At 73.3% G+C, this 24584-nt stretch carries 16 protein-coding genes; 13 read left to right on the forward strand and 3 right to left on the reverse strand.

Features of this window, described 5'->3' with window-relative positions:
- Positions 1 to 206 precede the first annotated feature (206 nt).
- From NLX94_RS10910 to NLX94_RS10940, 7 genes are all read left to right on the forward strand, one after another.
- Positions 207 to 1862, forward strand: a complete 1656-nt coding sequence (locus NLX94_RS10910) for a glycerol-3-phosphate dehydrogenase/oxidase (RefSeq protein WP_254382891.1) — start codon at positions 207 to 209, stop codon at positions 1860 to 1862.
- A gap of 287 nt (positions 1863 to 2149) precedes the next feature.
- A complete protein-coding gene (locus tag NLX94_RS10915; RefSeq protein WP_308402410.1) occupies positions 2150 to 4645 on the forward strand; it encodes a protein kinase in 2496 nt (831 codons plus the stop codon).
- A gap of 117 nt (positions 4646 to 4762) precedes the next feature.
- A complete protein-coding gene (locus tag NLX94_RS38890; protein WP_308402411.1) occupies positions 4763 to 8299 on the forward strand; it encodes a protein kinase in 3537 nt (1178 codons plus the stop codon).
- Between the two features lie 117 nt (positions 8300 to 8416).
- Positions 8417 to 10159 carry a serine/threonine-protein kinase gene (locus NLX94_RS10925; protein ID WP_254382462.1) on the forward strand — a complete coding sequence of 581 codons (1743 nt, stop codon included), beginning with the start codon at positions 8417 to 8419 and terminating at the stop codon, positions 10157 to 10159.
- 181 nt (positions 10160 to 10340) lie between these two features.
- Positions 10341 to 11969 (forward strand): succinic semialdehyde dehydrogenase, encoded by a 1629-nt coding sequence (locus tag NLX94_RS10930; protein ID WP_254382463.1) that lies wholly within the window; start codon positions 10341 to 10343, stop codon positions 11967 to 11969.
- Between the two features lie 36 nt (positions 11970 to 12005).
- Positions 12006 to 13787, forward strand: a complete 1782-nt coding sequence (locus NLX94_RS10935; RefSeq protein ID WP_254382464.1) for a GMC family oxidoreductase — start codon at positions 12006 to 12008, stop codon at positions 13785 to 13787.
- Positions 13788 to 13952: 165 nt separating this feature from the next.
- Positions 13953 to 15608: an LPXTG cell wall anchor domain-containing protein gene (locus NLX94_RS10940; RefSeq protein ID WP_254382465.1), complete on the forward strand. Its 1656-nt coding sequence runs from the start codon at positions 13953 to 13955 to the stop codon at positions 15606 to 15608.
- 315 nt (positions 15609 to 15923) lie between these two features.
- Here NLX94_RS10940 and NLX94_RS10945 read toward each other — a convergent pair whose 3' ends face one another.
- Complete coding sequence (locus NLX94_RS10945; protein WP_254382466.1) at positions 15924 to 16181, reverse strand: chorismate mutase; 258 nt, start codon at positions 16179 to 16181, stop codon at positions 15924 to 15926.
- A 295-nt stretch (positions 16182 to 16476) separates the two neighbouring features.
- Between NLX94_RS10945 and guaA the strand changes: the two genes are divergently transcribed.
- From guaA to NLX94_RS10965, 4 genes are all read left to right on the forward strand, one after another.
- The gene (gene guaA, locus NLX94_RS10950) at positions 16477 to 18063 is read left to right on the forward strand and encodes a glutamine-hydrolyzing GMP synthase (RefSeq protein WP_254382467.1); all 1587 of its coding nucleotides are present in this window, start codon (positions 16477 to 16479) and stop codon (positions 18061 to 18063) included.
- 129 nt (positions 18064 to 18192) lie between these two features.
- On the forward strand, positions 18193 to 18972 hold the full coding sequence (locus tag NLX94_RS10955) for a class II aldolase/adducin family protein (protein ID WP_254382468.1): 780 nt from the start codon (positions 18193 to 18195) through the stop codon (positions 18970 to 18972).
- 123 nt (positions 18973 to 19095) lie between these two features.
- The gene (locus NLX94_RS10960) at positions 19096 to 20352 is read left to right on the forward strand and encodes a hypothetical protein (RefSeq protein ID WP_254382469.1); all 1257 of its coding nucleotides are present in this window, start codon (positions 19096 to 19098) and stop codon (positions 20350 to 20352) included.
- A gap of 18 nt (positions 20353 to 20370) precedes the next feature.
- On the forward strand, positions 20371 to 20892 hold the full coding sequence (locus tag NLX94_RS10965) for a DoxX family membrane protein (protein WP_254382470.1): 522 nt from the start codon (positions 20371 to 20373) through the stop codon (positions 20890 to 20892).
- On the opposite strand, the gene NLX94_RS10970 is transcribed toward NLX94_RS10965, so the two are convergent.
- Both NLX94_RS10970 and NLX94_RS10975 read right to left on the reverse strand, forming a co-directional pair.
- Positions 20838 to 21062: a hypothetical protein gene (locus NLX94_RS10970; RefSeq protein WP_254382471.1), complete on the reverse strand. Its 225-nt coding sequence runs from the start codon at positions 21060 to 21062 to the stop codon at positions 20838 to 20840. The two genes, NLX94_RS10965 and NLX94_RS10970, sit on opposite strands and share 55 nt — an antisense overlap.
- The gene (locus NLX94_RS10975; RefSeq protein ID WP_254382472.1) at positions 21049 to 22437 is read right to left on the reverse strand and encodes a PspC domain-containing protein; all 1389 of its coding nucleotides are present in this window, start codon (positions 22435 to 22437) and stop codon (positions 21049 to 21051) included. Before NLX94_RS10975 ends, NLX94_RS10970 begins: the two co-directional genes overlap by 14 nt.
- Before the next feature lie 131 nt (positions 22438 to 22568).
- Between NLX94_RS10975 and NLX94_RS10980 the strand changes: the two genes are divergently transcribed.
- Together NLX94_RS10980 and NLX94_RS10985 are read left to right on the forward strand one after the other, a co-directional pair.
- Positions 22569 to 23864, forward strand: coding sequence for an ATP-binding protein (locus NLX94_RS10980; RefSeq protein WP_254382473.1), 1296 nt, complete (start codon positions 22569 to 22571; stop codon positions 23862 to 23864).
- Complete coding sequence (locus tag NLX94_RS10985; RefSeq protein WP_243333471.1) at positions 23861 to 24556, forward strand: response regulator transcription factor; 696 nt, start codon at positions 23861 to 23863, stop codon at positions 24554 to 24556. The genes NLX94_RS10980 and NLX94_RS10985 overlap by 4 nt, the downstream gene beginning before the upstream one ends.
- Positions 24557 to 24584 lie beyond the last annotated feature (28 nt).

Below are 24584 nucleotides of genomic sequence, written 5' to 3' on the forward strand. Positions count from 1 at the left end.
TGCGGACGGTGAGAATCATGAACGGGCGATGTGAGCGGGATCACCCACAACGGGTGGGATGACCGCACTGGGCGGCGCACGGCGTGACCGGCGTACGCGTCAACGGGAGGCAGGCAGCCGTGAGCACTGGGACAGGGGCAGGGACGGGGCGTGGCGGTGGGCGGGCCCTGCTGGGGCCCGAGCAGCGGGCCGAGGCGCTCGCCGGGATGGCCGACCGGGAGCTGGACGTGCTGGTGGTCGGGGCGGGCGTGGTGGGCGCCGGTACCGCCCTCGACGCCGTGACCAGGGGCCTGGCGACCGGGCTGGTGGAGGCGAGGGACTGGGCCTCGGGCACCTCCAGCCGGTCCAGCAAGCTCATCCACGGCGGGCTCAGATACCTCGAGATGCTCGACTTCGCCCTGGTGCGGGAGGCGCTCAAGGAGCGCGGGCTGCTGCTGGGGCGGCTCGCGCCGCACCTGGTGAAGCCGGTGCCGTTCCTCTATCCGTTGCAGCACAAGGGGTGGGAGCGGTTCTACGCCGGTTCCGGCGTCGCGCTGTACGACGCCATGTCGCTCTCCAGCGGCCACGGGCGCGGGCTCCCGACGCACCGCCACCTCTCGCGCAAGCGGGCCCTGCGGATCGCGCCGGCGCTGCGCAAGGACGCGCTGGTGGGCGCCCTGCAGTACTACGACGCCCAGATGGACGACGCGCGGTACGTGGCGACCCTGGTCCGGACGGCCGCCGCGTACGGGGCGCAGTGCGCCAACCGGGCGAGGGTCGTCGGCTTCCTGCGGGAGGGCGAGCGGGTGGTCGGCGCCCGGGTGCAGGACGTCGAGGGCGGCGGGGAGTACGAGATCCGGGCCAAGCAGATCGTGAATGCCACGGGGGTGTGGACCGACGACACGCAGGCGCTGATCGGGGAGCGCGGACAGTTCCACGTGCGGGCCTCGAAGGGCATCCACCTGGTCGTCCCCAAGGACCGCATCCACTCCTCGACCGGGCTGATCCTGCGGACCGAGAAGTCGGTGCTCTTCGTCATCCCGTGGGGCCGGCACTGGATCGTGGGCACCACGGACACCGACTGGGACCTGGACAAGGCGCACCCGGCGGCATCGAGCGCGGACATCGACTACCTGCTGGAGCACGTGAACTCGGTCCTTGCGGTCCCCCTCACCCGGGACGACGTCCAGGGGGTCTACGCCGGCCTGCGGCCGCTGCTGGCCGGGGAGTCGGACGCGACGAGCAAGCTCTCGCGCGAGCACACGGTGGCGCATCCGGTGCCGGGGCTGGTGGTGGTGGCCGGCGGGAAGTACACGACGTACCGGGTGATGGCCAAGGACGCGGTGGACGAGGCGGTGCACGGGCTCGACCAGCGGGTCGCGCCGTGCGTGACGGAGGACGTGCCGCTGGTCGGGGCCGAGGGGTACCGGGCGCTGTGGAACGGCCGGGCGCGGATCGCCGCGCGGACGGGGCTCCATGTGGTGCGGGTGGAACACCTCTTGAACCGGTACGGCTCGCTGACGGAGGAACTGCTGTCGCTGATCGCGGAGGACCCCTCGCTCGGGGAGCCGCTGACGGGCGCCGACGACTACCTCCGCGCCGAGGTGGTCTACGCGGCCTCGCACGAGGGCGCGCGGCACCTGGACGACGTACTGACCCGGCGGACGCGGATCTCGATCGAGACCTTCGACCGGGGGACGCGATCGGCGCGCGAGTGTGCGGAGTTGATGGCTCCGGTTCTGGGCTGGGACGAGCAGCAGATCGAGAAGGAAGTGGAACACTACGAGAAGAGAGTGCAGGCGGAACGGGAATCGCAGCGCCAGCCGGACGATCAGACGGCGGACGCGGCGAGGCTGGGGGCGCCGGACATCGTCCCGTTGTAACTCCGTCACTTCGCGGGCGGAACCGTGGACCCGGGGCTCCCGTCCGTTGCGGAGTAAGGGACAATGAGGGTTCTGCCGGGGCGGGTTACCGGGCACCCCGGCCGCTGCCAGGGCAACCGGAGCAGGCGGCACGAACGCAGAGGGGACGCATGTCGAAGCCGGAGCACACCGAGTCGCCGGATCCGTCTGTCGGGACGGGATCGCCGGTGCCTCCGGCTGCACCCCCGACGGAGCCGAAGTCTCCCGCCGAGCCGTCGGCGGCGGGAGCCGCGAAGCGCGCTGCCGCGGTGGCGGACACCCCGGCGGGGGCGGCCGCGAAGGCTGCCCCGACTGCTGACGCCGAGCCCGAGGACGCGAAGCCCGGTGCTGCCGCGGCGGAGCCTGGGCCGGGCAAGGCGGACCTGCGGAAGCCGGCTGCGGCGAAGGCCGCGGGGAAGGCGGCGGGGAAGGCTGCCGTGAAGTCTGCCGACGCGGTTGCTGACGGGGCTTCCGGGCCCGAGGACGCGAAGCCTGCGGAGGCGAAGCCTGAGGACGCGAAGCCTGAGGACGCGAAGCCTGAGGACGCGAAGCCTGCGGAGGCGAAGCCCGAGGACGCGAAGCCTGAGGACGCGAAGCCCGCGGGTGTGAAGCCCGCGGATGCGAAGGCTGTCGGGCCGGGCGGCGCCGAGCCTGTGGACGCGAAGCCCGCGGAGGCGGAGCCTTCGGGTGGGAAGGCCGAGGCGCGGAAGGCTGCCGCCGGGCGTGCGGACGGCGGGGTCGAGGACGCGAAGCCCGTCGCCATGAGCAAGGCCGACGAGGTGGCCGCCGCCGTCAAGGCCGCCGCGGCCAAGGCGGGGGAGGGCGCCCACGACGAGGGCCGGCTGCTCGCGGGCCGGTACCGGCTCGGGGACGTCCTCGGCAAGGGCGGCATGGGCACCGTCTGGCGCGCCGAGGACGAGACCCTCGGCCGGACCGTCGCCGTCAAGGAACTCCGCTTCGGCAGCGGCGTCGACGAGGACGAGAAGCGCCGCCTCATCACCCGCACCCTGCGCGAGGCGAAGGCCATCGCCCGGATCCGCAGTGGCGGCGCGGTCACCGTCTACGACGTCGTCGACGAGGACGGCCGGCCGTGGATCGTCATGGAGCTCATCGAGGGCCCCTCGCTCGCGGAGTTCATCCGCGAGAGCGGCCCCCTGACGCCCCGCCGCGCAGCCGAGGTCGGCCTCGCCGTGCTCGACGTACTCCGTGCCGCCCACCGCCAGGGCATCCTGCACCGGGACGTGAAGCCCTCCAACGTGCTCCTCGCCGATCACGGCAACGGCCGCGTGGTCCTCACCGACTTCGGCATCGCCCAGGTGGAGGGCGACCCCTCCGTCACCTCCACCGGCATGCTCGTCGGCGCGCCCTCGTACATCTCGCCCGAGCGGGCCCGAGGCCAGCGCCCCGGACCGCCGGCGGACATGTGGTCGCTCGGAGGCCTGCTGTACGCCGCCGTCGAGGGGGTGCCCCCGTACGACAAGGGATCGGCCCTCGCGACGCTCACCGCCGTGATGACCGAGCCCGTCGAACCGCCGAAGAACGCGGGCCCGCTGACCGAGGTCATCTACGGCCTCCTCGTCAAGGACCCCGCCCACCGGCTCGACGACGACCGCGCGCGGGCGCTGCTCACCGCCGTGATCGACGCACCCGAGCCGCCGGCCCTCGTGGCCGGCCCGAGCGCCGAGGAAACCCGGCAGATATCGCTCGCCGAGGCCCAGGACGCCGCGGAGAAGGCGGCGGCCGACAAGGCGGCCAAGGCCGCGGAGAAGGCGGAGAAGAAGGAGCGCGAGCGCCGTGAGCGCGAGCAGCGCGAGCGTGCCCGCGCGGCTCTGAAGACCGCCCGCAAGGCTGCGGCTGCCAGCGCCGCCGCGGCCACGGCCGCCACCGCGACCGCGAGCGCCGTGGAGTCCCCGGCTCCGGCGCCGTCCCGGTCGCCGCGCCCGGCGCCCGTCGCGGCCCCGCTCACCGACGTCGTGCCGCGCCGCACCATCGCCCTCGCGATAGCCGGGGTGGTCATGGCGCTCGCCGTCATCGGCTCGATCGTCGCGTACGCCTTCAGCGGAGATGACGAGAAGGGCGGCTCCCCGAAGGACGGCAAGGGCGGCAGCAGCGCCGCCGCGTCGAGCCCCGGAGCCGGTTCCCCGACCCCGCCGCCGGCTTCGCCGTCCCCCTCTCCGTCTCCCTCCCCGAAGACCGGCGAGGTGCCCGGCGGAGGGGCCGCGTCCCCGGACCCGGGCCAGTCGCCCGGTTCGGGCACCAACCCCGGCCAGGGCCAGGGATCCACGCCCGGCGGCGCACTGCCCGGGCTGCCGCCCGGCTACGGCCAGGTCAACGACCCCGGGTTCCACTTCGCCATGGGTCTGCCCGAGGGCTTCAAGCAGACCGGCGTGATAGGCAAAAACGACGGGGTCATCTACAGCCGCGACGGCGGATTCCCGCGCGTCCAGGTCGACTTCAACAAATCCCCGAAGGACGATGCCCGCGCCGCGTGGCTCGAACTGGCCCCGGGCGTGGCGGGCAGCAGCACCAACTACAAGCTGCTGCGCCTCGAGAAGGTCGAGTACCGCGGCTACCCGACCGTCGCCGACTGGGAGTTCGAGCGGGACCAGAAGGGGGTACGGGTCCGGGTGCTCGACCGCGGCTTCCGGATGGACGCGACGCACGGCTACGCCATCATGATCACCTGCCTCGCGGACCAGTGGGACGCGGCGGAGTGCACGCAGCTGCGCACCACGGCGTTCGACACCTTCCAGCCGCTGGGCTGACACGCGTCCCGAGCGGGCTCGGGTCAGCCTCGCCAGGGCCGGGACGCGGGCGCCCCGGGCGTCGTATCGTGTCAGCGAGGCCTGGGGGACGGGCCCACAGCTCTCGGGGGAGGCGATGTGGAGGACTACGCGGGCCGGATCCTGGCCGAGCGCTACCGTCTGCCCCTGCCTCCGTCCGACGCCTACGAACTGATCGAGACCCGCGCCTTCGACACGCGCAGCGGTCAGGAAGTCCTCGTACGGCAGGTGCCGTTGCCGGAGGTCGTCGACGCGGAGCTGCTGGACGGCACGCGGGGCGGTCCGCCGGCGGCGGCGGGCCGGCGCGTCCCCCACGGTGAACTGCCCGCGGTGCGCAGGGCGATCGAGGCGGCGCAGGCGGCGGCGGCCGTGCCGGACCATCCGCGGCTGGACCAGGTCTTCGACGTGTTCGCGGAGGGCGGTTCGCTGTGGATAGTGAGCGAGCTCGTCCCGGCCAGACCGCTGGCGGCGCTGATCGCCGACGAACCGCTGACCCCGTACCGGGCGGCGGAGGTGGCGGCGGACGTGCTGGCCGCTCTGCGGGTGCTGCACGCGCACGGGTGGACGCACCGCAACATCACCATGCGGACGGTGCTGATCTGTGAGGACGGCCGGGTCGTCCTGACGGGCCTGGCGGCGGGGGCGGCGGAGGACGCCCTGTGCGGCTACGACCCGGTCCCGGCGTTGCCCTTGCCCTGGCCGGGCGGTGACGGATCTGCGCCGGGTGGCGGCGGGGCCGCCTTGGCCGTCCCGGGGGCGGACGCGGGGTACGGCGGTGGCGCCGGCCTGGCCGTCCCGGGGGCGGGTGCGGGGTACGGCGACGGTTCCCCCGGCGGCTCCTGGGGTGGCCCGGCGGCGGATTCCGGAGTGGACGCGGGGCTGAACGCGGGGCTGGACACCGGGTACGGGCAGGGGCCCGGGGAGCGTTCCGGGCGGGACGGTGCGGTCGGCGGTGCGGGTACGGCCGCGCAGGGCGGCGGGAACGCGGCGGAGTACGCCCCCCTCGTGGCTCCGGGATACGACACCGGGCCGCGGTACCGGGACCACATAAGCCCCGGCACGGGAAGCGGTCCCGGATCCTCCGGCGCACCCGGTACCGCTGGGGCTCCTGGCACACCTGGTACTGCCGGGTCCCTCGGCGCTCCTGGTACCGCTGGCGCACCTGGTGCTCCTGGCACGCAGGGTGCCCCGGGCGTTCATGGTGCTCCCGGCACGCCTGGTGCTCCTGGCGCCCCCGGTGCTCCTGGTATCCCTGGCGCTCTGGGTGCCCCCGGTGTCCCCGGCTCTCCCGGAGCGGCCGGTGGCGCCGGTGGAGCTGTCGGTTCCGGGGGCGTGGGTAGTGCGGGTGCTGCCGGGGAGCGGCCCGATCTGAAGGCTGCCGCGCGGGCCGGGGCCATCGCCGCGTACCGGGCCGGGGCCCAGGCCGCCGCGCGGATCACCGAGCAGCGCAGGGCCGGGTCGGAGCCCGCGCCGGAGCCGGACGCGGAGCCGAGGCCGGAGGGGTCGAAGCTGCCGCAGGGGTACTCGTACCCGTACGGCGGTCCGGACAGCGGTGCGACCTGGCACGGCGCCACCCCGCGCCGTCAGGCGCTGCCCCCGGCCGGAGCGGAGCCGCAGGCCCGCGCGGCGCTGCCGGCGCAACTCGCCCTTCCCCAGGGCTACCACCAGGCGGACACCCCGGGCGGTGGAGCCGACGGCCAGGCGCCCGCGCAGGACGGCGCGGAGCGCGGGGCGGTGTCCGGCCCGACGCCGGGCTACGGGCAGCCCTCGCAGGGCTCCGGCCGGCCGGAGGCCGCGGACGGCACCGGGTACGCCGGGCACCCCCGGCCGGGACCGGCCCGCCCGGACCAGCCGGGCCCCGCACAGGGCGGCCCGCAGGGCCCCGACGGGTACGCGGCGGGTCCCGCGGCCCACGCGTACGAGTACGAGTACGGGCAGGGTGGCCGGCAGCCCGGTCCGCAGAGCGGTACCGGATACGGGGAAGCCGCCGGGTCCGGTGGCTACGGGCAGGCTGCGGTGCAGAGCAACGCCGGGTACGCGGCGGCTTCCGGGGCCCGAGGCCCCGGGCAGTCGGGCCCGCAGGGCGGTGCCGGGTACGCGGCGGCTTCCGGGGGCCGTGGCCCCGGGCAGTCGGGCCCGCAGAGCGGTGCCGGGTACGGGGATGCCGCCGGGTCCGGTGGTTATGGGCAGGCTGCGGTGCAGAGCAACGCCGGGTACGCGGCGGCTTCCGGGGCCCGAGGCCCCGGGCCGTCGGGCCCGCAGGGCGGTGCCGGGTACGGGGTGGCTTCCGGGGGGCGGGCCCCCGGGCAGGCAGGCCCGCAGGCGGGTTCGCAGAGCGGCCAGCAGGTCGGCCCGCAGGCGAGTGTGCGCAGTGGATCGCAGGCGGGCGGTGGGTGGGGGAGCGGGCCGCAGAGCGGGCTCGATGCCGAGCGGGCCCGGCAGACGCGGATGGCTGTCGTCGGGGCCGTTACCGAGCGGTGGGCGCCCGAGCAGGCGCAGGCCGTGCACGGGCCGTGGCAGTTGGCGGCTCCGGTCGGGCCGGCCACCGACCTCTGGGGGCTCGGCGCGTTGCTGTACCGGGCCGTGCAGGGGCATGCCCCGTACCCCGAGGACAGCGTCGCCGAGCTCGTGGAGATGGTCTGCGCCGAGCCCCCCGCCTTCGCCGAGGAGTGCGGCCCGCTGCGCCCGGTCGTGGAGTCCCTGCTGCGCCAGGACCCGACCGAGCGGCCCGACTTCGAGGAGCTGCGCGGCTGGCTGCGCTCCCTCGTACGGTCCGCGCCGGAGCCCGACGGCGGCTTCGCCATGCTGCCGCCGGCGGCGGATCCGGATCCGGGCCGGCTGCCCGTCACCCGGCGGCGCGCCGACCTGCACGGCCGCCACCGCAGCGCCGAACACCCCCGCAAGCCGCGTTCGCTGGGGCGTTCCCTGCTGCTCGGGATCCTCGTGCTGATGTCGGGGGCCGTCGCGTACGCCCTGTTCTTCATGCCCCGCTCCGGCGATCCGCAGGGCGGCGGGCAGAAGGCCGCCGGGATGAAGCCGCCCGCCGCGACCCAGTCGCAGACCCCGGGCCGCGGTCCCGGCCAGGGCCAGAGCCCCAGCCCGAAGCCGAGCGGGTCCGCCCAGGCGCCGAGCCCCTCGGCCAGTGCCCCGGAGGCAACGCCCGCCCCGCAGCCGGGCGTCCCCGCCCCGTCCGGGTACACCACCCAGCAGGACGCCGAGCACTTCTCGATCAACGTTCCGAACGGCTGGGAGCGCCGCGGAATGAACGAGGCCGGCCAGGTCCGGTTCACGGAGGGGGACTTCGTCCTGATCGTCGTCCCCGGCCGGGACAAGGTCCAGGGCAACCCCGACCCGGCCACCTACCAGAAGGACAAGGAGCCCGAGCTGGCTCCGTACCGCTCCTCCACCTGGTCCAGCGTGAGCGACATCAGGTCCACCAAGGTCGGCAACCAGCTCCGGGTCACCGGCCGGTACACCTGGATCGACGGCAACGGCCGTTCCGTCGTCGCCCGCAATTTCGTGGTCGCCCTCGGAGGTTCCTACCACGTGGTCATGGTCACCGGCCCGCAGGACCAGGAGGGCAAGGTCACCGAGACCTTCGATCAGGCGACGGCCAGCTACAAGAGCGGCGGCTGACGAGACATCAGTACGGCAATTGCGTCACAGTGCGGCCCAACCGCCCCCTAGTGGTTCCGCCGCCGCCCGCGATCTCCGTAGTCTGACCGGAAGTGCTCAGAGCGGCGGCGGGGATTCGTGGAACAGCAGACAGGTGCGGGTGCGGTGCTCGCGGGCCGGTACCGGCTCGTGGAGCCCATCGGCAGGGGCGGCATGGGCAAGGTGTGGCGCGCCCACGATGAGCTGCTGCACAGGACGGTCGCCGTCAAGGAACTGACGGCCGGCCTGTACGTCGCCCAGGCGGACCGGGACGTTCTGCACCAGCGGACGCAGAAGGAGGCCCGGGCCGCGGCCCGGATCCAACATCCGGCGGTCGTCACGGTCCACGACGTCCTGGAACACGACGACCGGCCCTGGATCGTCATGGAGTACATCGACGGCCCCTCCCTCGCGGACGCGGCGAAGACGGCCGGCCGCATCGAACCCCGGGAGGCGGCCCGGATCGGGCTGCACGTGCTCGGCGCCCTGCGTGCCGCGCACGCGGTCGGGGTACTGCACCGGGACGTGAAGCCGGGCAACGTGATGCTCGCCAAGGACGGGCGGGTGATGCTGGCCGACTTCGGCATCGCCGCGATCGAGGGCGACTCCTCCATCACGCGTACCGGGGAACTCATCGGCTCCATCGACTACCTGGCCCCCGAACGGGTCACCGGCGGGTCCCCCGACCCCGCCTCCGACCTGTGGTCGCTGGGCGCGACGCTGTACACGGCCGTCGAGGCCCGCTCGCCCTTCCGCCGCACCTCGCCCATCTCCAGCCTGCAGGCCGTGGTGAACGAGGAGCCGCCCGCCCCGGCCCACGCGGGCGCGCTGGCCCCGGTCATCACGGCGCTGCTGCGCAAGGACCCGGCGCAGCGGCCGTCGGCCGACGAGGTCGAGCAGATGCTCCTGCAGGCCATGGAGGGCCGGGAGCCGAAGTCGGCGCAGGCGTACGTACCCACGCGCGCGATGGGCTCCGAGGAGCTGGGCGCCGCCCGGAACGAGCCGGCGGACACGACCGAGCTGCCCGACGGAGCAGAGCAGGGACCGGGCCGGGGCCAGGACCAGGGGGCGGACCAGAACCGGGCCCCGGAGCCCGAGCCGGCGCTCGTCACGCGGTCCGAGGCAGGACCCGGCGCACCCGCCCCGCAGGGCGGCCGGGACGCGGGAGCCCCCGGCCGGATCAGGCGGGCGGCGGTCGTGGCCGTGGTGGCGGCGCTGCTCGGCGGCGGCGGGGTGTTGGGGATCCTGAAGGTCACCGGCGACTCGAACGGGGACGGCGGGACCCGGGGCGGGAAGGCGACCGGTGCGCAGGACGCGTCGCCCGGTTCCTCGGCCGGTGCCTCGTCCGGCACCGGGGACTCCAAGGCGCAGGAGGAGAAGGCTCCGCCGCCGGGCTGGTCGAAGGTGGTCGACAAGGAGGGCTTCGCCCTCTTCGTCCCGGACGGCTGGAAGCGCCGGGAGGACGGCTCGCAGATCGACTACACCGGGGACGGCGGCAAGCACTTCATCCGGATCGCGATGGACCGCGCCCCCAAGTTCAGGGATCCGTACGCGCACCTGCTGGACCTGGAGAAGCAGGTCGCCAAGCGCTCCGACTACGTGCGCCAGACCCTGCACCCGAACACCTTCCGGGGGCAGGTCAAGGCCGCCCTGTGGGAGTTCGACTGGACGGAGAAGTCCGGGGCCTTCACCGGGCCCCGGAAGGCCATCGAGCAGATGTACTTCGCGCCGGACGGCACCGAGTACGCGGTGTACATGTCGGGACCGGTCGCGGACTGGGACACGACCCGCTCACAGTTCGACATCGTGCTCAGCGGCTGGCAGCCGGCCCCGGCGCGCTGAGAACGGGCTCCCGGCCCTCCGGGCCCGCCTCCCGGCGCGCTGGAACCGGGCCTCCGGCCCGCGGGAAACGCGCCCCCGGCGCCCCGATTCCGCCATCCCGCCAGCGATCACTGGCAGAAATGGCAAAATCCGGTTACCGGCGGGTACCCAAAGCGCCCCCGGGCGCAATACGCTCACGGTCATGACGGACACGCAGGCCCCGGCCCCCCTCCGCAGCGCCCCGCAGCCCACCAACCCGGTCGCCCCCGCCCCGGCCGGCGCCCGGAGCGCCGCCGACGTGGTGACCCCCGCACTGGTCGCCCGGCTGACCCGCGGGGTGGCCGGCTCCGGCCGCACCGCCAACCACAGCCCCTTCACCGGGGACCGGCTCGCGGAGCTGCCCGAGGCCACCCCCCAGGACGTCGAGGCGGCCTTCGCCGCGGCCCGTGCCGCGCAGCCCGCCTGGGCCGCCGTACCCGTCCGCGCGCGGGCCGCCGTACTGCTGCGCTTCCACGACCTGGTCCTGGCCCGCCAGACCGAGGTGCTCGACCTGATCCAGCTGGAGACGGGCAAGGCCCGCCTGCACGCCCACGAGGAGGTGCAGGCCGTCTCGATCGCGGCCCGGCACTACGGCCGCAAGGCCCCCTCGTACCTCCGCCCCAAGGGCCACACGGGCGCCATGCCCACCCTCACCAAGGTCACCGAGCTCCGCCAGCCGCGCGGGGTCATCGGCCAGATCGCCCCCTGGAACTACCCCTTCGAACTGTCCATCGGCGACGCCCTGCCCGCCTTCGTCGCGGGCAACGCCGTCGTGATGAAGCCCGACACCGAGACCGCGCTCACCGCGCTGTGGGCCCGCGACCTGATGATCGAGGCGGGGCTGCCGGCCGAGGTGTTCCAGATCGTGCTCGGCGAGGGCCCGGTCGTCGGCCCCGAGGTGGTCCGGCACGCCGACTACGTTTCGTTCACCGGCTCCACGCGTACCGGCCGCGAGGTCGCCCAGGGCGCGGCCGCCCGCCTGGTCGGGGTCTCCCTCGAACTCGGCGGCAAGAACGCCATGCTCGTCCTGCGCGACGCCGACGTGGAGAAGGCCGCCGCCGGCGCCGTCCGCGCCTGCTTCTCCTCCGCCGGCCAGCTCTGCATCTCCATCGAGCGGCTGTACGTCCACGCCTCGATCGCGGACGAGTTCGTAGCCCGCTTCGCCGCCCGTACGAAGGCCATGCGCCTCGGCTCCTCCCTCGCCTACGGCGCGGACATGGGCTCCCTGGCCGGCGAGCGCCAGCTGGCCGCCGTACAGCGGCACGTGGACGACGCCGTGGCCAAGGGCGCCACCCTCGTCACCGGCGGCACGGCCCGCCCCGACATCGGCCCGCTCTTCTACGAGCCGACCATCCTGGACGGCGTCGAAGAGGCGATGGCGGTGTGCGGGGAGGAGACCTTCGGCCCGGTCGTCTCCATCTACCGCTTCACCGACGAGGACCAGGTCATCGAGGAGGCCAACGGCACCTCCTACGGCCTGAACTCCAGCGTGTGGACGAAGGACGCCCGCCGCGGCCACGCCGTCTCGGCCCGCCTGCGCACCGGCACCGTCAACATCAACGAGGGCTACGCCCCGGCCTACGGCAGCGCCCAGGCGCCCATGGGCGGCATGAAGGAATCCGGCCTCGGCCGCCGCCACGGCTCCGAGGGCATCCTCAAGTACACCGAGGCGCAGACCGTCGCCCACCAGAGGCTGCTGCCGATGGCGCCCTCGTTCGGGATGGACGACGAGAAGTACGCGGCGTTCATGACCCGCAGCCTCCAGGTCATGAAGGCGCTCCGACTCCGCTAGTCCGTTCCGCGTCCGTTCCGCCCGGGAGGCACCGCAGTGTCGTACGACTACGACGTCATCGTCATCGGATCGGGTTTCGGAGGGTCGGTCTCGGCGCTGCGGCTCACCGAGAAGGGGTACCGGGTCGGCGTCCTGGAGGCAGGACGCCGGTTCACCCGCGAGAGCCTGCCGAAGAACAGCTGGGACCTGCGCAACTACCTGTGGGCCCCGGCCCTCGGCCTGTACGGGATCCAGCGCATCCACCTCCTCGGCAACGTGATGGTCCTCGCGGGCGCCGGGGTCGGCGGCGGCTCCCTCAACTACGCCAACACCCTCTACGTGCCCCCCACCGCCTTCTTCGAGGACCGGCAGTGGGCGTCCATCACGGACTGGCACGACGAGCTCGCCCCCTACTACGACCAGGCCAAGCGGATGCTCGGGGTCCGGCTCAACCCGACGACGACCCCCTCCGACGTCCACCTCAAGGCGGCCGCCGCCAGGATGGGCGTCGCCGACTCCTTCCACATGGCCCCGGTCGGCGTCTTCTTCGGGGACGGCGACGATGCCGAGGGCCAGGGCAGGGTCCGCCCGGGCGAGGAGGTCGCCGACCCGTACTTCGGCGGGGCCGGCCCCTCCCGCAAGGCCTGCACCGAGTGCGGCGAGTGCATGACCGGCTGCCGGCACGGCGCGAAGAACACCCTGAACGAGAACTACCTGCACCTCGCGGAGCGGGCCGGGGCCGTCATCCACCCCATGACCACCGTCACCGCCCTCTCGGAGCACCCCGACGGCGGCTACCGCGTCCGCACCGTCCCCACCGACGGCAGGCGCCGGGGCAAGGCGAAGGTGCTGCGCGCCCGCTACGTGGTCGTCGCCGCGGGCACCTACGGCACCCAGACCCTCCTGCACACGATGAAGGACCTCGGCGAGCTGCCCCGCCTCTCGGACCGGCTCGGCGATCTGACCCGGACCAACTCCGAAGGCCTCGTAGGCGCGCAGACGGATGACCGGCGCTACCGCAAGCGGCACGGCAAGGACAAGCGCGCCGACTTCACGCGGGGCGTGGCCATCACCTCCTCCGTGCACCCCAACGCCGACACGCACATCGAGCCGGTGCGCTACGGCAAGGGCTCCAACGCGATGGGGTTCATGACGATCCTCCAGGTGCCGTACTCCACCCACCGGGTCCGCGCCTGGTTCGGGCGCACCGCCCGGCACCCCGTGCAGCTGCTGCGCTCGCTGTCCAACCGGCGCTGGTCGGAGCGGACCATCATCGGCCTGGTCATGCAGTCCCTGGACAACTCCCTGACCACCTACCGCAAGCCCGGCGGCATAGGGAAGGGCCTGCTCACCGCCCGCCAGGGCCACGGCGCCCCCAACCCCGTGCAGATCGCCGAGGCCACGCAGGCGGCGACCCTGCTCGCCGAGGAGATCAACGGATTCCCGGGCAGCAACATCGGCGAGCTCATGGGCACCCCCCTGACGGCCCACTTCCTCGGCGGCTGCCCGATCGGCGCCTCGCCCGAGGAGGGCGTGGTCGACCCGTACCACCGGCTCTACGGGCACCCGGGCATCTCGGTGGTGGACGGCTCGGCGGTCTCCGCGAACCTCGGGGTCAACCCGTCGCTGACGATCACCGCGCAGGCGGAACGGGCGATGTCCTACTGGCCGAACAACGGCGAGCGCGACCCGCGCCCGGAGCAGGGGGCGGCCTACACCCGCCTGGCGGCCGTGGAACCGGCCCGCCCGGCCGTGCCGAAGGAGGCCTTCGGGGCGCTGCGCCTGCCGTTCCTGGCGGTACCGGAGGTCCCGCCGCGCAAGGCGTCCGCCGGGGAATGACTTTCGGCGGGCACCGCACTCCCCCTCCGAGCGCGCTACCCGCCGAACGATATGGATGACTGCCGTCCGCCCCCGATGGTTGTAGCGAAATCCGGCCGTGGAAGTGTGGCGTCCGTCACAGGGTGGCTGGGGCAACCGTGGGGGGCATTCGCTGGTCAACACGGCATGAGAAAGCGCATCTCCCTGCTGGCGGCAGCCGGCCTGGTGGCCGTCGGGCTGGCCGCCACCCCCGCGAACGCCGCGGACCCGGTGCTCACGCTGACCAGCCCGGCGGAGGTCGGCCTGTTCCCGCACCCCGGGGACACCGGGAAGCCGAAGAAGGCCACGGTCGACTTCCGCGTCGAGAACAAGGGCGGTGCGCCCTTCGACAACGAGGCCACCTACACGATCGACCTGAGCGCGCTCAAGGGCGTCGTCGACGTGGCGCTCACGCGGGAGCAGGCCCAGGGCTGCACCCTCGCCGCGACGGCGGTCACCTGCAAGGACTGGGGGATCTGGCCCGGGGGCCAGATCGTGTCCCTGGACCTGACCGCGGCCAAGGGCAGCAGGACCGGCACGGTCGTCGACCTGACGATGACCGGCGCGGCGGAGGGCGCCACCTTCACGCCGGCCACGACCAAGGTCAAGATCGGTGGCCCCGACCTGGCCATGGAGAAGGCCCGCCTCAAGGCGAAGGTCGATCCGGGCGAGAGGCAGCCCGTCCCGATCGTCTTCGGCAACAAGGGGACCGAGTCCGTCAAGGGCGTGGCGCTGGAACTGCGCACCACGCACGGCCTGGGACTGGTCGAGCAGTACGACAACTGCGCCTACAGCCAGGACGACAGCGCGAACCAGCCCTGGAACGTGGGCTGGGGCACGACGGTCTGCACCTTCGACAACGAGATCAAGCCGGGCGAGGTCTGGGAGATCGCCGGCTCCCTGACGCTCGAGGCCGCTCCGCACGGCTTCATGGAGGGATTCATCTACGGGGTGCACCAGGCGGGCTCCGAGGCGAAGTCCGTCCAGAAGTCCAGCACCCCCCGAACGGGCAAGCAGCTGGGCCTCAAGACGCGCTCGGCCAAGGCCGCGCCGCAGACGTCCGACCTCGACCCGTGGAACAACCAGCACGAGTTCGACTTCCAGGTGAGGAACACCGCCGACCTCGTGGCTTCGCCCACCTTCCTCAAGGGCAAGGCGGGCGACACGGTCAAGGCGCAGCTCGGCTTCCGCAACGACGGTCCGGCCTGGGTCGCCTACCTCCGCTCCGGCGAGGACGTGGCCATGGCGGACATCGTGATCCCGGCGGGCGCGAAGGTCACCAAGAAGCCGAACCGCTGCACGGGCGTCACGGCGGAGGGCGGCTACCGCGAGCAGCAGCTGGGCGCCCCGCGCTACTTCTGCTCGACCAAGCACGTCATCGGTGAGAACCAGCAGTACGGCTTCCCGTTCGAGCTGAAGATCGAGAAGGTCATCGCGGACGCCACCGGTTCCGTCTCGGTCGGGCAGTGGACCCCCGAGGGCGCCGACCCGCAGTCCTGGGACCCGAACCACGCCAACAACAAGGCCGCCGTCGTGATCAACGGCAAGGCCCCCGTCCCCACCCCGACCCCGGCTCCGACCACCGCGAGCCCGTCGCCGACGGCTTCCACGAGCCCGGGGGCCACGCCGGGTACGAGCGCCACTCCGAGCCCGGGTGCCAGTACCGGCGGCAAGTCGCCGCAGGGCGGACTCGCCGAGACCGGCGCCGCGACCGGGCCGGTGCTGATCGCCGGTATCGCGCTCGTCGCCGCCGGTGGCGCGGTGTTCCTGGCCTTCCGCCGGCGGGCCAACGGCCGCGCGTAAGGACCGTAGAACAGCAGGACAGCAGAAGAACGGCCGGTCCGGGGCGTCCCCCGGGCCGGCCGTTCCCTGTGTGGTGACCGGGCTGCTGTCCCCTGCCGTCCGGTCACATGAAGGAGCGAGGTCCCACGACGCACGCCCGGCAGGGGGTGCGTCTCATCGCTCCAGCGGAGCCACGCGTGGTGCTGCGGTCCCGCACCTGGCTGGCACGGTCATCGGCATCAACGAAGGGCCGTGGGGGCGGTCACGGTCCGGACGGGTGACGAACAGGCGTCACGGTCGCCGCGGCGGGTCCCGGAGCCGGCCTCGGACCCGGCCTCAGACCCGGCCGCGGCACAGCTCCAGCACGGTCATCGCGAGCGCGGTGCCGGGCTTGCCGAGGGCGTCGCTCCAGTGCTTGAGGACCTCCATCTCCCGCGACAGGTGCACCCGGCGCCCGCCCGAGCCGATCCGGGCCTCCTGGATGACGGTCGAGACGGCCATCCGCTCCTGGATCAGGCCGATGATCCGGTCGTCGAGGGCGTCGATGCGGTCGCGGGAGTCGGTGATGAGCTGCTCGGGGGTGGTGACGGACATGGTGTTCTCCTGGGGGTGTGGGCCCGGCAGGAGCGGGAACGCCAGAGCGCCCCGGTCCTGTCGGACCGGGGCGCTCTGGGAAGTCAGTGGCTCAAGCGAGCATCACGAGGACCCATGGCGACCGGACCGGCCGGTGCCATAGGTAAAGAGGAAGCTCAGCTGCTTGCGCATGGAGGGATTATGACCCTCTGTCCCGCTCCGTGCCAACCCGGTTCGGACACTGAGACGAAGAGGGGTATCCGTCCCCCGTTAGAATCGACAAAACAACCCCCTCTTCCGCCGGAAGGCCTGCCCCGTGCCAGAAGCCACCTTCGCCACCCACGACAGCGCCCCGGACACGGTTCTCGTCGTCGACTTCGGCGCCCAGTACGCGCAGCTGATCGCCCGCCGCGTCCGCGAGGCACGGGTCTACTCCGAGGTCGTGCCCAGCACGATGCCCGTGGCCGAGATGCTCGCCAAGAACCCGAAGGCGATCATCCTGTCCGGCGGCCCGTCCTCCGTGTACGAGGAGGGCGCCCCCCAGCTCGACGGCGCGATCTTCGAGGCCGGAGTCCCCGTCTTCGGCATGTGCTACGGCTTCCAGCTCATGGCGGTCACCCTCGGCGGCACCGTCGACAACACCGGCTCGCGCGAGTACGGCCGTACCCCGCTGGCCGTCTCCAAGACCGGCTCCACCCTCTTCGAGGGCACCCCCGAGAACCAGTCGGTGTGGATGTCCCACGGCGACGCCTGCTCCGCCGCTCCCGAGGGCTTCACCGTCACCGCGTCCACCGACGTGGTCCCGGTCGCGGCCTTCGAGAACGACGAGAAGAAGCTCTACGGCGTGCAGTACCACCCCGAGGTGATGCACTCCACGCACGGCCAGCAGATCCTGGAGCACTTCCTCTACCGCGGCGCGGGCCTCCAGCCCACCTGGACCCCCGGCAACATCGTCGAGGAGCAGGTCGCCCTCATCCGCGAGCAGGTCGGCGACAAGCGCGCCATCTGCGGCCTCTCGGGCGGCGTGGACTCCGCGGTCGCCGCGGCCCTCGTGCAGAAGGCCATCGGCTCGCAGCTGACCTGCGTGTACGTGGACCACGGACTGATGCGCAAGGGCGAGACCGAGCAGGTCGAGAAGGACTTCGTCGCCGCCACCGGCGTGCAGCTGAAGGTCGTCGACGCCCAGGAGCGCTTCCTGAACGCGCTGGCCGGGGTCTCCGACCCGGAGACCAAGCGCAAGATCATCGGGCGCGAGTTCATCCGCGTCTTCGAGCAGGCCCAGCTGGAGATCCTCCAGGAGGACGGCCCGGCGGTGGCCTTCCTGGTCCAGGGCACCCTGTACCCGGACGTCGTCGAGTCCGGCGGCGGCACCGGCACCGCCAACATCAAGTCCCACCACAACGTGGGCGGGCTCCCCGACGACATCGAGTTCGAGCTCGTCGAGCCGCTGCGCCAGCTGTTCAAGGACGAGGTCCGGATGGTCGGCCAGGAGCTCGGCCTGCCCGCCGAGATCGTCCAGCGCCAGCCGTTCCCCGGCCCCGGCCTCGGCATCCGCATCGTCGGCGAGGTCACCAAGGAGCGTCTGGACCTGCTCCGCGAGGCCGACGCCATCGCCCGCCACGAGCTCACGGCGGCCGGCCTGGACAAGGAGATCTGGCAGTGCCCGGTCGTCCTGCTGGCCGATGTCCGCAGCGTCGGCGTCCAGGGTGACGGCCGTACCTACGGCCACCCGATCGTGCTGCGCCCCGTCTCCTCCGAGGACGCCATGACCGCGGACTGGACGCGCATGCCGTACGAGGTGCTCGCGCGGATCTCCACCCGCATCACCAACGAGGTCCCGGACGTCAACCGCGTGGTCCTGGACTGCACGAGCAAGCCCCCGGGCACCATCGAGTGGGAGTAGTCCCACCCGTCAGTCGCAGTCGTACGTGACGAGGCCGCCGCTCCCGCGCAGGGAGCGGCGGCCTCGCCGCGTGTATGGCCTCTTCGGCCGGTCGCCGGTACTTTGCGCCGCGACCTTGAAGGAGGGGCCATGACCGAGCCACCCGCACCCGTGCCCGCCGAGCGGCTGGGCTTCGACATGCCGCCGGTGTTCGCCACCCCCGAGGAGGAGCGGGCCCACCGCAAGGAGCGGCTCGCCGGGGTGCTGCGGCTGCTGGGCCGGCTCGGCTACGAGGACGGGGTGGGCGGGCACGTCAGCGCCCGGGACCCGGAGTTCGAGGACTGCTACTGGGTGAACCCCTTCGGCCGGGCCTTCGGCGCGATCGGCCCCGAGGACCTGCTGCTGGTCGACGGGGAGGGGCGGGTCCGGCAGGGGGAGCGACGGGTCAACCAGCTGGCCTTCGCCGTGCACGCGGCCGTCCACCGGGCCCGGCCCGGCGTGGTGGCCGTCGTCCGCACGCAGGCCCCGTACGGCAGGGCGCTCGCCGCGCTCGGCGAACTGCTCGCCCCCGTCACCCAGGAGGCCTGCGCCTTCTACGAGGACCACGCACTGCTCGACGAGTTTGCGGGCGGAGGGGCCGCGGGCGGCGGGGCCGCGGCCGGCGGGGACGCCGGGCGGATCGCGAGCGCGCTCGGCCCCTACAAGGCGCTGGTCCTGCGGAACCTCGGGCTGCTGACGGTCGGCGACTCCGTGGAGGCCGCCGCCTGGTGGTTCATCGCGGCGGAGCGGGCCGCGCAGGTGCAGCTGATCGCGCGGGCGGCCGGGAAGGCGGTGCTCATCAGCCACCACAGTGCGCTCGCGACCCGGGAGCGGTTCGGTTCCGATCTGGCGGCCTGGGTGAACTGCCAGCCGCTGCTGGAGGGCGCCTGAGCGGGTGCGTCAACATCATGAACGGTTAATCACCTGCTCTGACATCGTGCGCAATCCGGAACACTGCCGCAGTGGTGCACAATTCGCTGGCATCGCACCGTAGTTCAGAGAGGCGGCACGTTCGTGGCTGTCCAAGAGATGTCCAGAAGCACCCATACCGCGGCCTGCGCCTGCGAGGACTGCACACGTGAGGGGCACCGCCGCGCGGTCGCGGCGTTCCTGGAGAAGCGCGACGAGTTCGCCTCCGGGCAGGGAGTGCCGGCCGCCGTGGCCCACTCCCTCGGAGCCTCCCGCCAGTGGGTCTCCGACGAGCTGACCCTGTCGGCCCGGACGGTCGCCGACCGGGGCCGGGAAGCGGGCAGCTCCTGGCTCCACCTGTTCTCCCGGCGGGCGGTCCTCGCCGTGTGGATCGCCGCGGGGGTGCTGCTCCTGGTCCAGGTCGGCACCGCGCTCGGCACCGGCTGGTCCACGGCGCGCACCGCCGGGCTGCTGGCCGCGCTCGTGCTGGCCGCGCTGCTGACGATGGCGGCCCGCGCGCAGACGCTCCGGGGCGGGCTGCTGGCCCCGCTCGTCGGTGAGGACAACCGGCTGTCCACCTCGAAGACGGTGCCGAGCGCCTGGCTGGTGCTCACCGCCTTCGCGACGCTGCTGCCCGCGCTGCGGCTGGCCGCCTCCTCGCCGGGACCCGAACGCCAGGCGCTGTACGAGGGGCTCGCCTTCGACCGGGCGCTGCCGCTGCTCGCGGTGCTCGGGCTGACCTCGGGGGTCGCGGTGCTGGTGCGCCGGGTGGTCTCCGTACGGATCATGGGGCAGCGGCTGCAGAAGCTGCCGGCGGACCGCCCGACCGGGGCGGACCTGCTGACGGACGACGCGGGCCGGGGCTCCTTCGCGGACGCCCAGTACGTGCTGGTCTCCACGGTGGTGCTGGCCTTCGCGGCGGTCTCCCTGGCCCGGTTCCCGGACCGGCTGCCGGCGCTGCCGTGGGCACTGGCGCTGCTGGTGGCGCTCTCGGCGGCCGTGTACCTGGCGGCGAAGTACGCGGAGGGCAGCCGCCCGCTGGTCCTGTCGGTGGTGCGCAGGCGCGAGCCCGGGGACCTGGACGCGGCGATCCGCCCCGGGGACGACATCGAGATCCGCGGGGTCGGCTTCGTCCCGCCCGGGGCGCAGACGCCGGAGATGCTGGCCCGGCTGGTGGTCCGGGTGGGTGCGGTCCATGTGCACGTACCGCTGGTCCCGGTGGCGGGGGGCTTCACCAACCCGTCCGACGCCGTGCTGACCGTGCCGGTCCCGGCGGAAGTGGAGCCGGGGCGGATCGAGATCCAGGTCGTCACCGCCGCGGGGGTGGAATCCAACCGGTGCACCATCGACGTGGCGGAGTGAAGCGGGTACACATAGCGCGTGACCCGAACTGACGTCCCCTCCGGCGGCCCTGACGCTCCTACCGGACCGAGCGGTCTGCGCGAGCTCGCCGCCCGCCACGCGCTCCTGCCCCTGCGGATCTTCCTCGGCGTGACCTTCGTCTACGCCGGCCTGGACAAGCTGACCGACTCGGCGTTCCTCTCCGCCACCGGCAGCGGATCCATCGGTGAACTGATGAACGGGGTGCGCGACACCTCGGCGATCCCGGCCATGGTGGACATGGCCCTGAAGGCACCCGTCGGCTTCGCCGTGGCCCTGGCCATCGGGGAACTCCTCGTCGGCCTCGGGGTCCTGGCCGGACTGCTCACCCGGATCGCGTCCGTCGGCGGAGCCCTGATCTCGCTCAGCCTGTGGCTCACCGTGTCCTGGGCGGTGACCCCGTACTACTACGGCAACGACCTGATCTACCTCATGGCCTGGACCCCGCTGGTCCTCGCCGGGGCGCCCTACCTCTCGCTGGACTCTCTGATCCGCTCGCGCCGGTCGCGGCGCACCGCGTAGGTCACCAGCCCGGTGACGGCGGCGAAGGCGAGACCGCCCGCGGTCATCATCAGGACGAAGAACCAGGGCGGATCGGCCTCGCCCGCCGCGCCCAGGAGATAGAGCACCCCGGCCGCCGTCAGGACCAGTCCCGCGATCAGCCGTCCCGGCTGGAACTCATGACGCCGCACGGGCCACCTCCACCTGTCCCACACCCGCACTCAGGTGCAATGCGATCGTGCCGCCGGCCTTGGTGCCCGAGGCGGGGGGCAGGGTTGCCTGCCGGGTTTCGGTGCGGTTGCGTATACGGACGTCCTCGCCGGTGTCGCCGGGCATCTGGATGTCGCCCAGCCTGACCGTCGCCACCGTCTCCGCGGTGACCTCCCTCGGGAGGATCACCCGCAGCCTGCCCGCCTCGATCGAGGCGCGGACGGGCACGGTGGTGCCCTTGGGCACGTCCACGTGGCTGAGGTCCAGGGTGGCGAGCCCGGTGCCCGCCTCGTAGACCGGCGCCACCTCGGCCACCGCCGTCGGATGCCAGTCCACGACGCGCCAGTCGGTACTGATGTCCTTGGGCAGGGCGACCGATGCGGCCAGCAGAACGGCCGTGATCACCGAGAACAGCACGGTGCCGAAGCCGGTGCGGCCCCTGACCGAACTCACCACGAGCCCGAGGCCGAAGACGACGAGGCCGGCGGCGAAGCCGACCTGCAGGGCGTGGCTCAGGGTGCTGCCTTCCCAGACCGCGGCGGTGGCCGTGCTCCCGGCCAGCGCGGCCAGCACGAACACCCGGCCGCCGATGCCGCCACGGGAGTCCCTCGGGACGTGCTCCCCGGAAGGCGGAGCCGTGGCCTGGCCGCCGCCGGGGACGGCGTCGGCCGGGTCTTCGGGGCCCCACAGGTACCCGGTCGAGCCGACCGGCCCCGTGGTCCCGTCCTTGACCAGCGGATCCCGCCACCAGGACGGGCCACCGGGCGCGGGCGGCGCCTGGGTCTCGGGCGGCGCCGGACTGTGCGCGGTGCGGTGCCCGGTGCGGGTGGCCGCCGGATACACGAACTCGGTGCCCGACGCGGCCTTCTCCTCGGCAGCCGCGCCGGCCCCGCCGCGCCGCCGCTGCGACCAGTACGCCGCGCCGCCCAGCGCCAGCACGGCCAGGACGGAGAAGACCGCCAGCCCGCTGTTGTCCAGCATCGACAGGAACAGGGCGCAGCCCACCAGCGCGGCGAAGACCGCGGCCAGCGTCGAGCCCTCGACCCGGCCGGTCAGCAGCTTCTTCGCCTCGCTGTCCTCCTCGCCCTCCTGGGGCAGCAGCAGCCACGCGAAGCCGTAGAAGATCAGACCGACGCCGCCGGTGACGGCGAGGACACCGAGCACGATCCGGAATATCACCGGGTCGAGATCGAAGTACCGGCCCAGACCGCCGCACACGCCCGCAAGCACCTTGTCGCGCTTGCCGCGGCGCAGGGGAGGGCGCTCGGCGAGCGGCGAAGCGGAGCCGGCGCCCGCGCCGGCCCCACGCGAGCCGGCTCCTGCGTCCGGCGACGGGGGATCGTGTACTTCGGTCATGCGTACATGGTGACGGTCCGCCGTCGCCGTGGGCATCCGGATCTACCCTGGCGCAACCCTGATATCCCCCCGAGAGAACTGGGGGGCTGCCCTGATGCCACGGGCGCCGCGAGCGTGTGACCATCGGTGACATGCCCGTAGCAGCCGCTCCCCGCACGCCGTACGCACCGGACTCCGACGAGACGCCGCAGCGCAAGCTGTACCGCAGCGCCGACGGCCGGATGCTCGGCGGAGTCGCGCGCGGGCTCGCCGGGCACCTGGGCCTGCCCGTCGTCTGGGTCCGGCTCGCCTTCCTCGGCCTGTTCATGTGGGGCGACGGCCTCGGCGTGCTGCTCTACGCCGCGTTCTGGGTCTTCGTACCGCTCGGCGTCGGCGGCCGCAGCGGTCACCGCTCCTACTTCGACACCCTCCCCGACGGCACCCGGCGGCTGCGCAAGCCCGAGCGGGGCCAGATCATCGCGCTGATCGCGCTGTGCGTCGGCGCGGGCATCTTCATCTCCCAGGTCCAGGTCGGCGGCAGCTCCGGACGGTACGTGTGGCCGACCCTGCTCGTCGGAGCCGGCGTGGTCCTCGTCTGGCGCCAGGCCGACAACGCCCGCCGCGCCCACTGGAACGCCGCCGCCGGCCGGCACGCCAGGCTCCTGCAGGCCGCCCGCGCGCTCGCGGGCGTCGCCCTGGTCGGCGTGGGCCTCACCGTCTTCATCGTGGTCCGCGGCTCCGCGGCCCAGCTGGGCAACGTACTGACCGCCACCCTCGCCGTCCTCGTCGGCGTCGCCCTCCTGGCCGGACCCTGGCTGATCCGGATGACCCAGGACCTCTCCGAGGAGCGCCTGATGCGCATCCGCGCCCAGGAGCGCGCCGAGGTCGCCGCCCACGTCCACGACTCCGTGCTGCACACCCTCACCCTGATCCAGCGCAACGCCGAGGACGCCGGAGAGGTGCGCCGCCTCGCCCGCGCCCAGGAGCGGGAGCTGCGCAACTGGCTGTACAAGCCCGAGGGCACCGGCAAGGACGAGGGCGAGGAGCCGACGACGCTGGCCGAGGCCGTCAAGCGGACGGCCGCCGAGGTGGAGGACCACCACGGGGTCCAGATCGAGGTGGTCGTCGTCGGGGACTGCCCCCTCGACGAGAAGCTGGCCGCACAGATGCAGGCCGCGCGCGAGGCGATGGTCAATGCCGCCAAGTACGGTGGCGACGGCGGCCCCGTCCAGGTGTACGCGGAGGTCGAGGGCCAGACGGTGTTCGTGTCCGTACGCGACCGCGGACCCGGCTTCGACATGGACGCGGTACCGGACGACCGCATGGGCGTACGAGAATCGATCATCGGCCGGATGCAGCGCAACGGCGGGACCGCGCGACTGCGGTCCGCACCGGACGGCGGCACGGAAGTCGAGCTGGAGATGGAGAGGGCGGCGAAGGCAGCATGACCGAGGACAGCGCGAGCACCGGCGGCGTGACCAGGAGGGTCCGGGTGGTGCTCGTAGACGACCACCGGATGTTCCGCACCGGGGTGCAGGCCGAGATCGGCGAGACCGAGCGGACCGGGGTCGAGGTCGTCGGCGAGGCCGCCGACGTGGACCAGGCCGTCACCGTCATCACCGCCACCCGCCCCGAGGTGGTGCTCCTCGACGTGCACCTGCCCGGTGGCGGTGGCGTCGAGGTGCTGCGCCGCTGCGCCCCGCTGATGGGCGCCGTCGAGGACCCGGTACGGTTCCTGGCCCTGTCGGTGTCGGACGCCGCCGAGGACGTCATCGGGGTCATCCGTGGCGGCGCCCGCGGCTACGTCACCAAGACGATCACCGGCACCGACCTGGTGGACTCGGTCTTCCGCGTCCAGGACGGGGACGCGGTGTTCTCGCCGCGGCTGGCCGGCTTCGTGCTCGACGCCTTCGCCTCGACCGACGCCCCGCCGGTCGACGAGGACCTGGACCGCCTCACCCAGCGCGAGCGCGAGGTGCTGCGGCTGATCGCCCGCGGGTACGCGTACAAGGAGATCGCCAAGCAGCTGTTCATCTCGGTCAAGACGGTGGAATCCCACGTCTCGGCGGTGCTGCGCAAGCTCCAGCTCTCCAACCGCCACGAGCTGACCCGCTGGGCGACGGCCCGCCGCCTGATCTGATCCGACGCCGGCCGATCCGCCCCGCCCC

The sequence above is a fragment of the Streptomyces sp. TBY4 genome (assembly GCF_024213195.1).
Classification (GTDB): domain Bacteria; phylum Actinomycetota; class Actinomycetes; order Streptomycetales; family Streptomycetaceae; genus Streptomyces.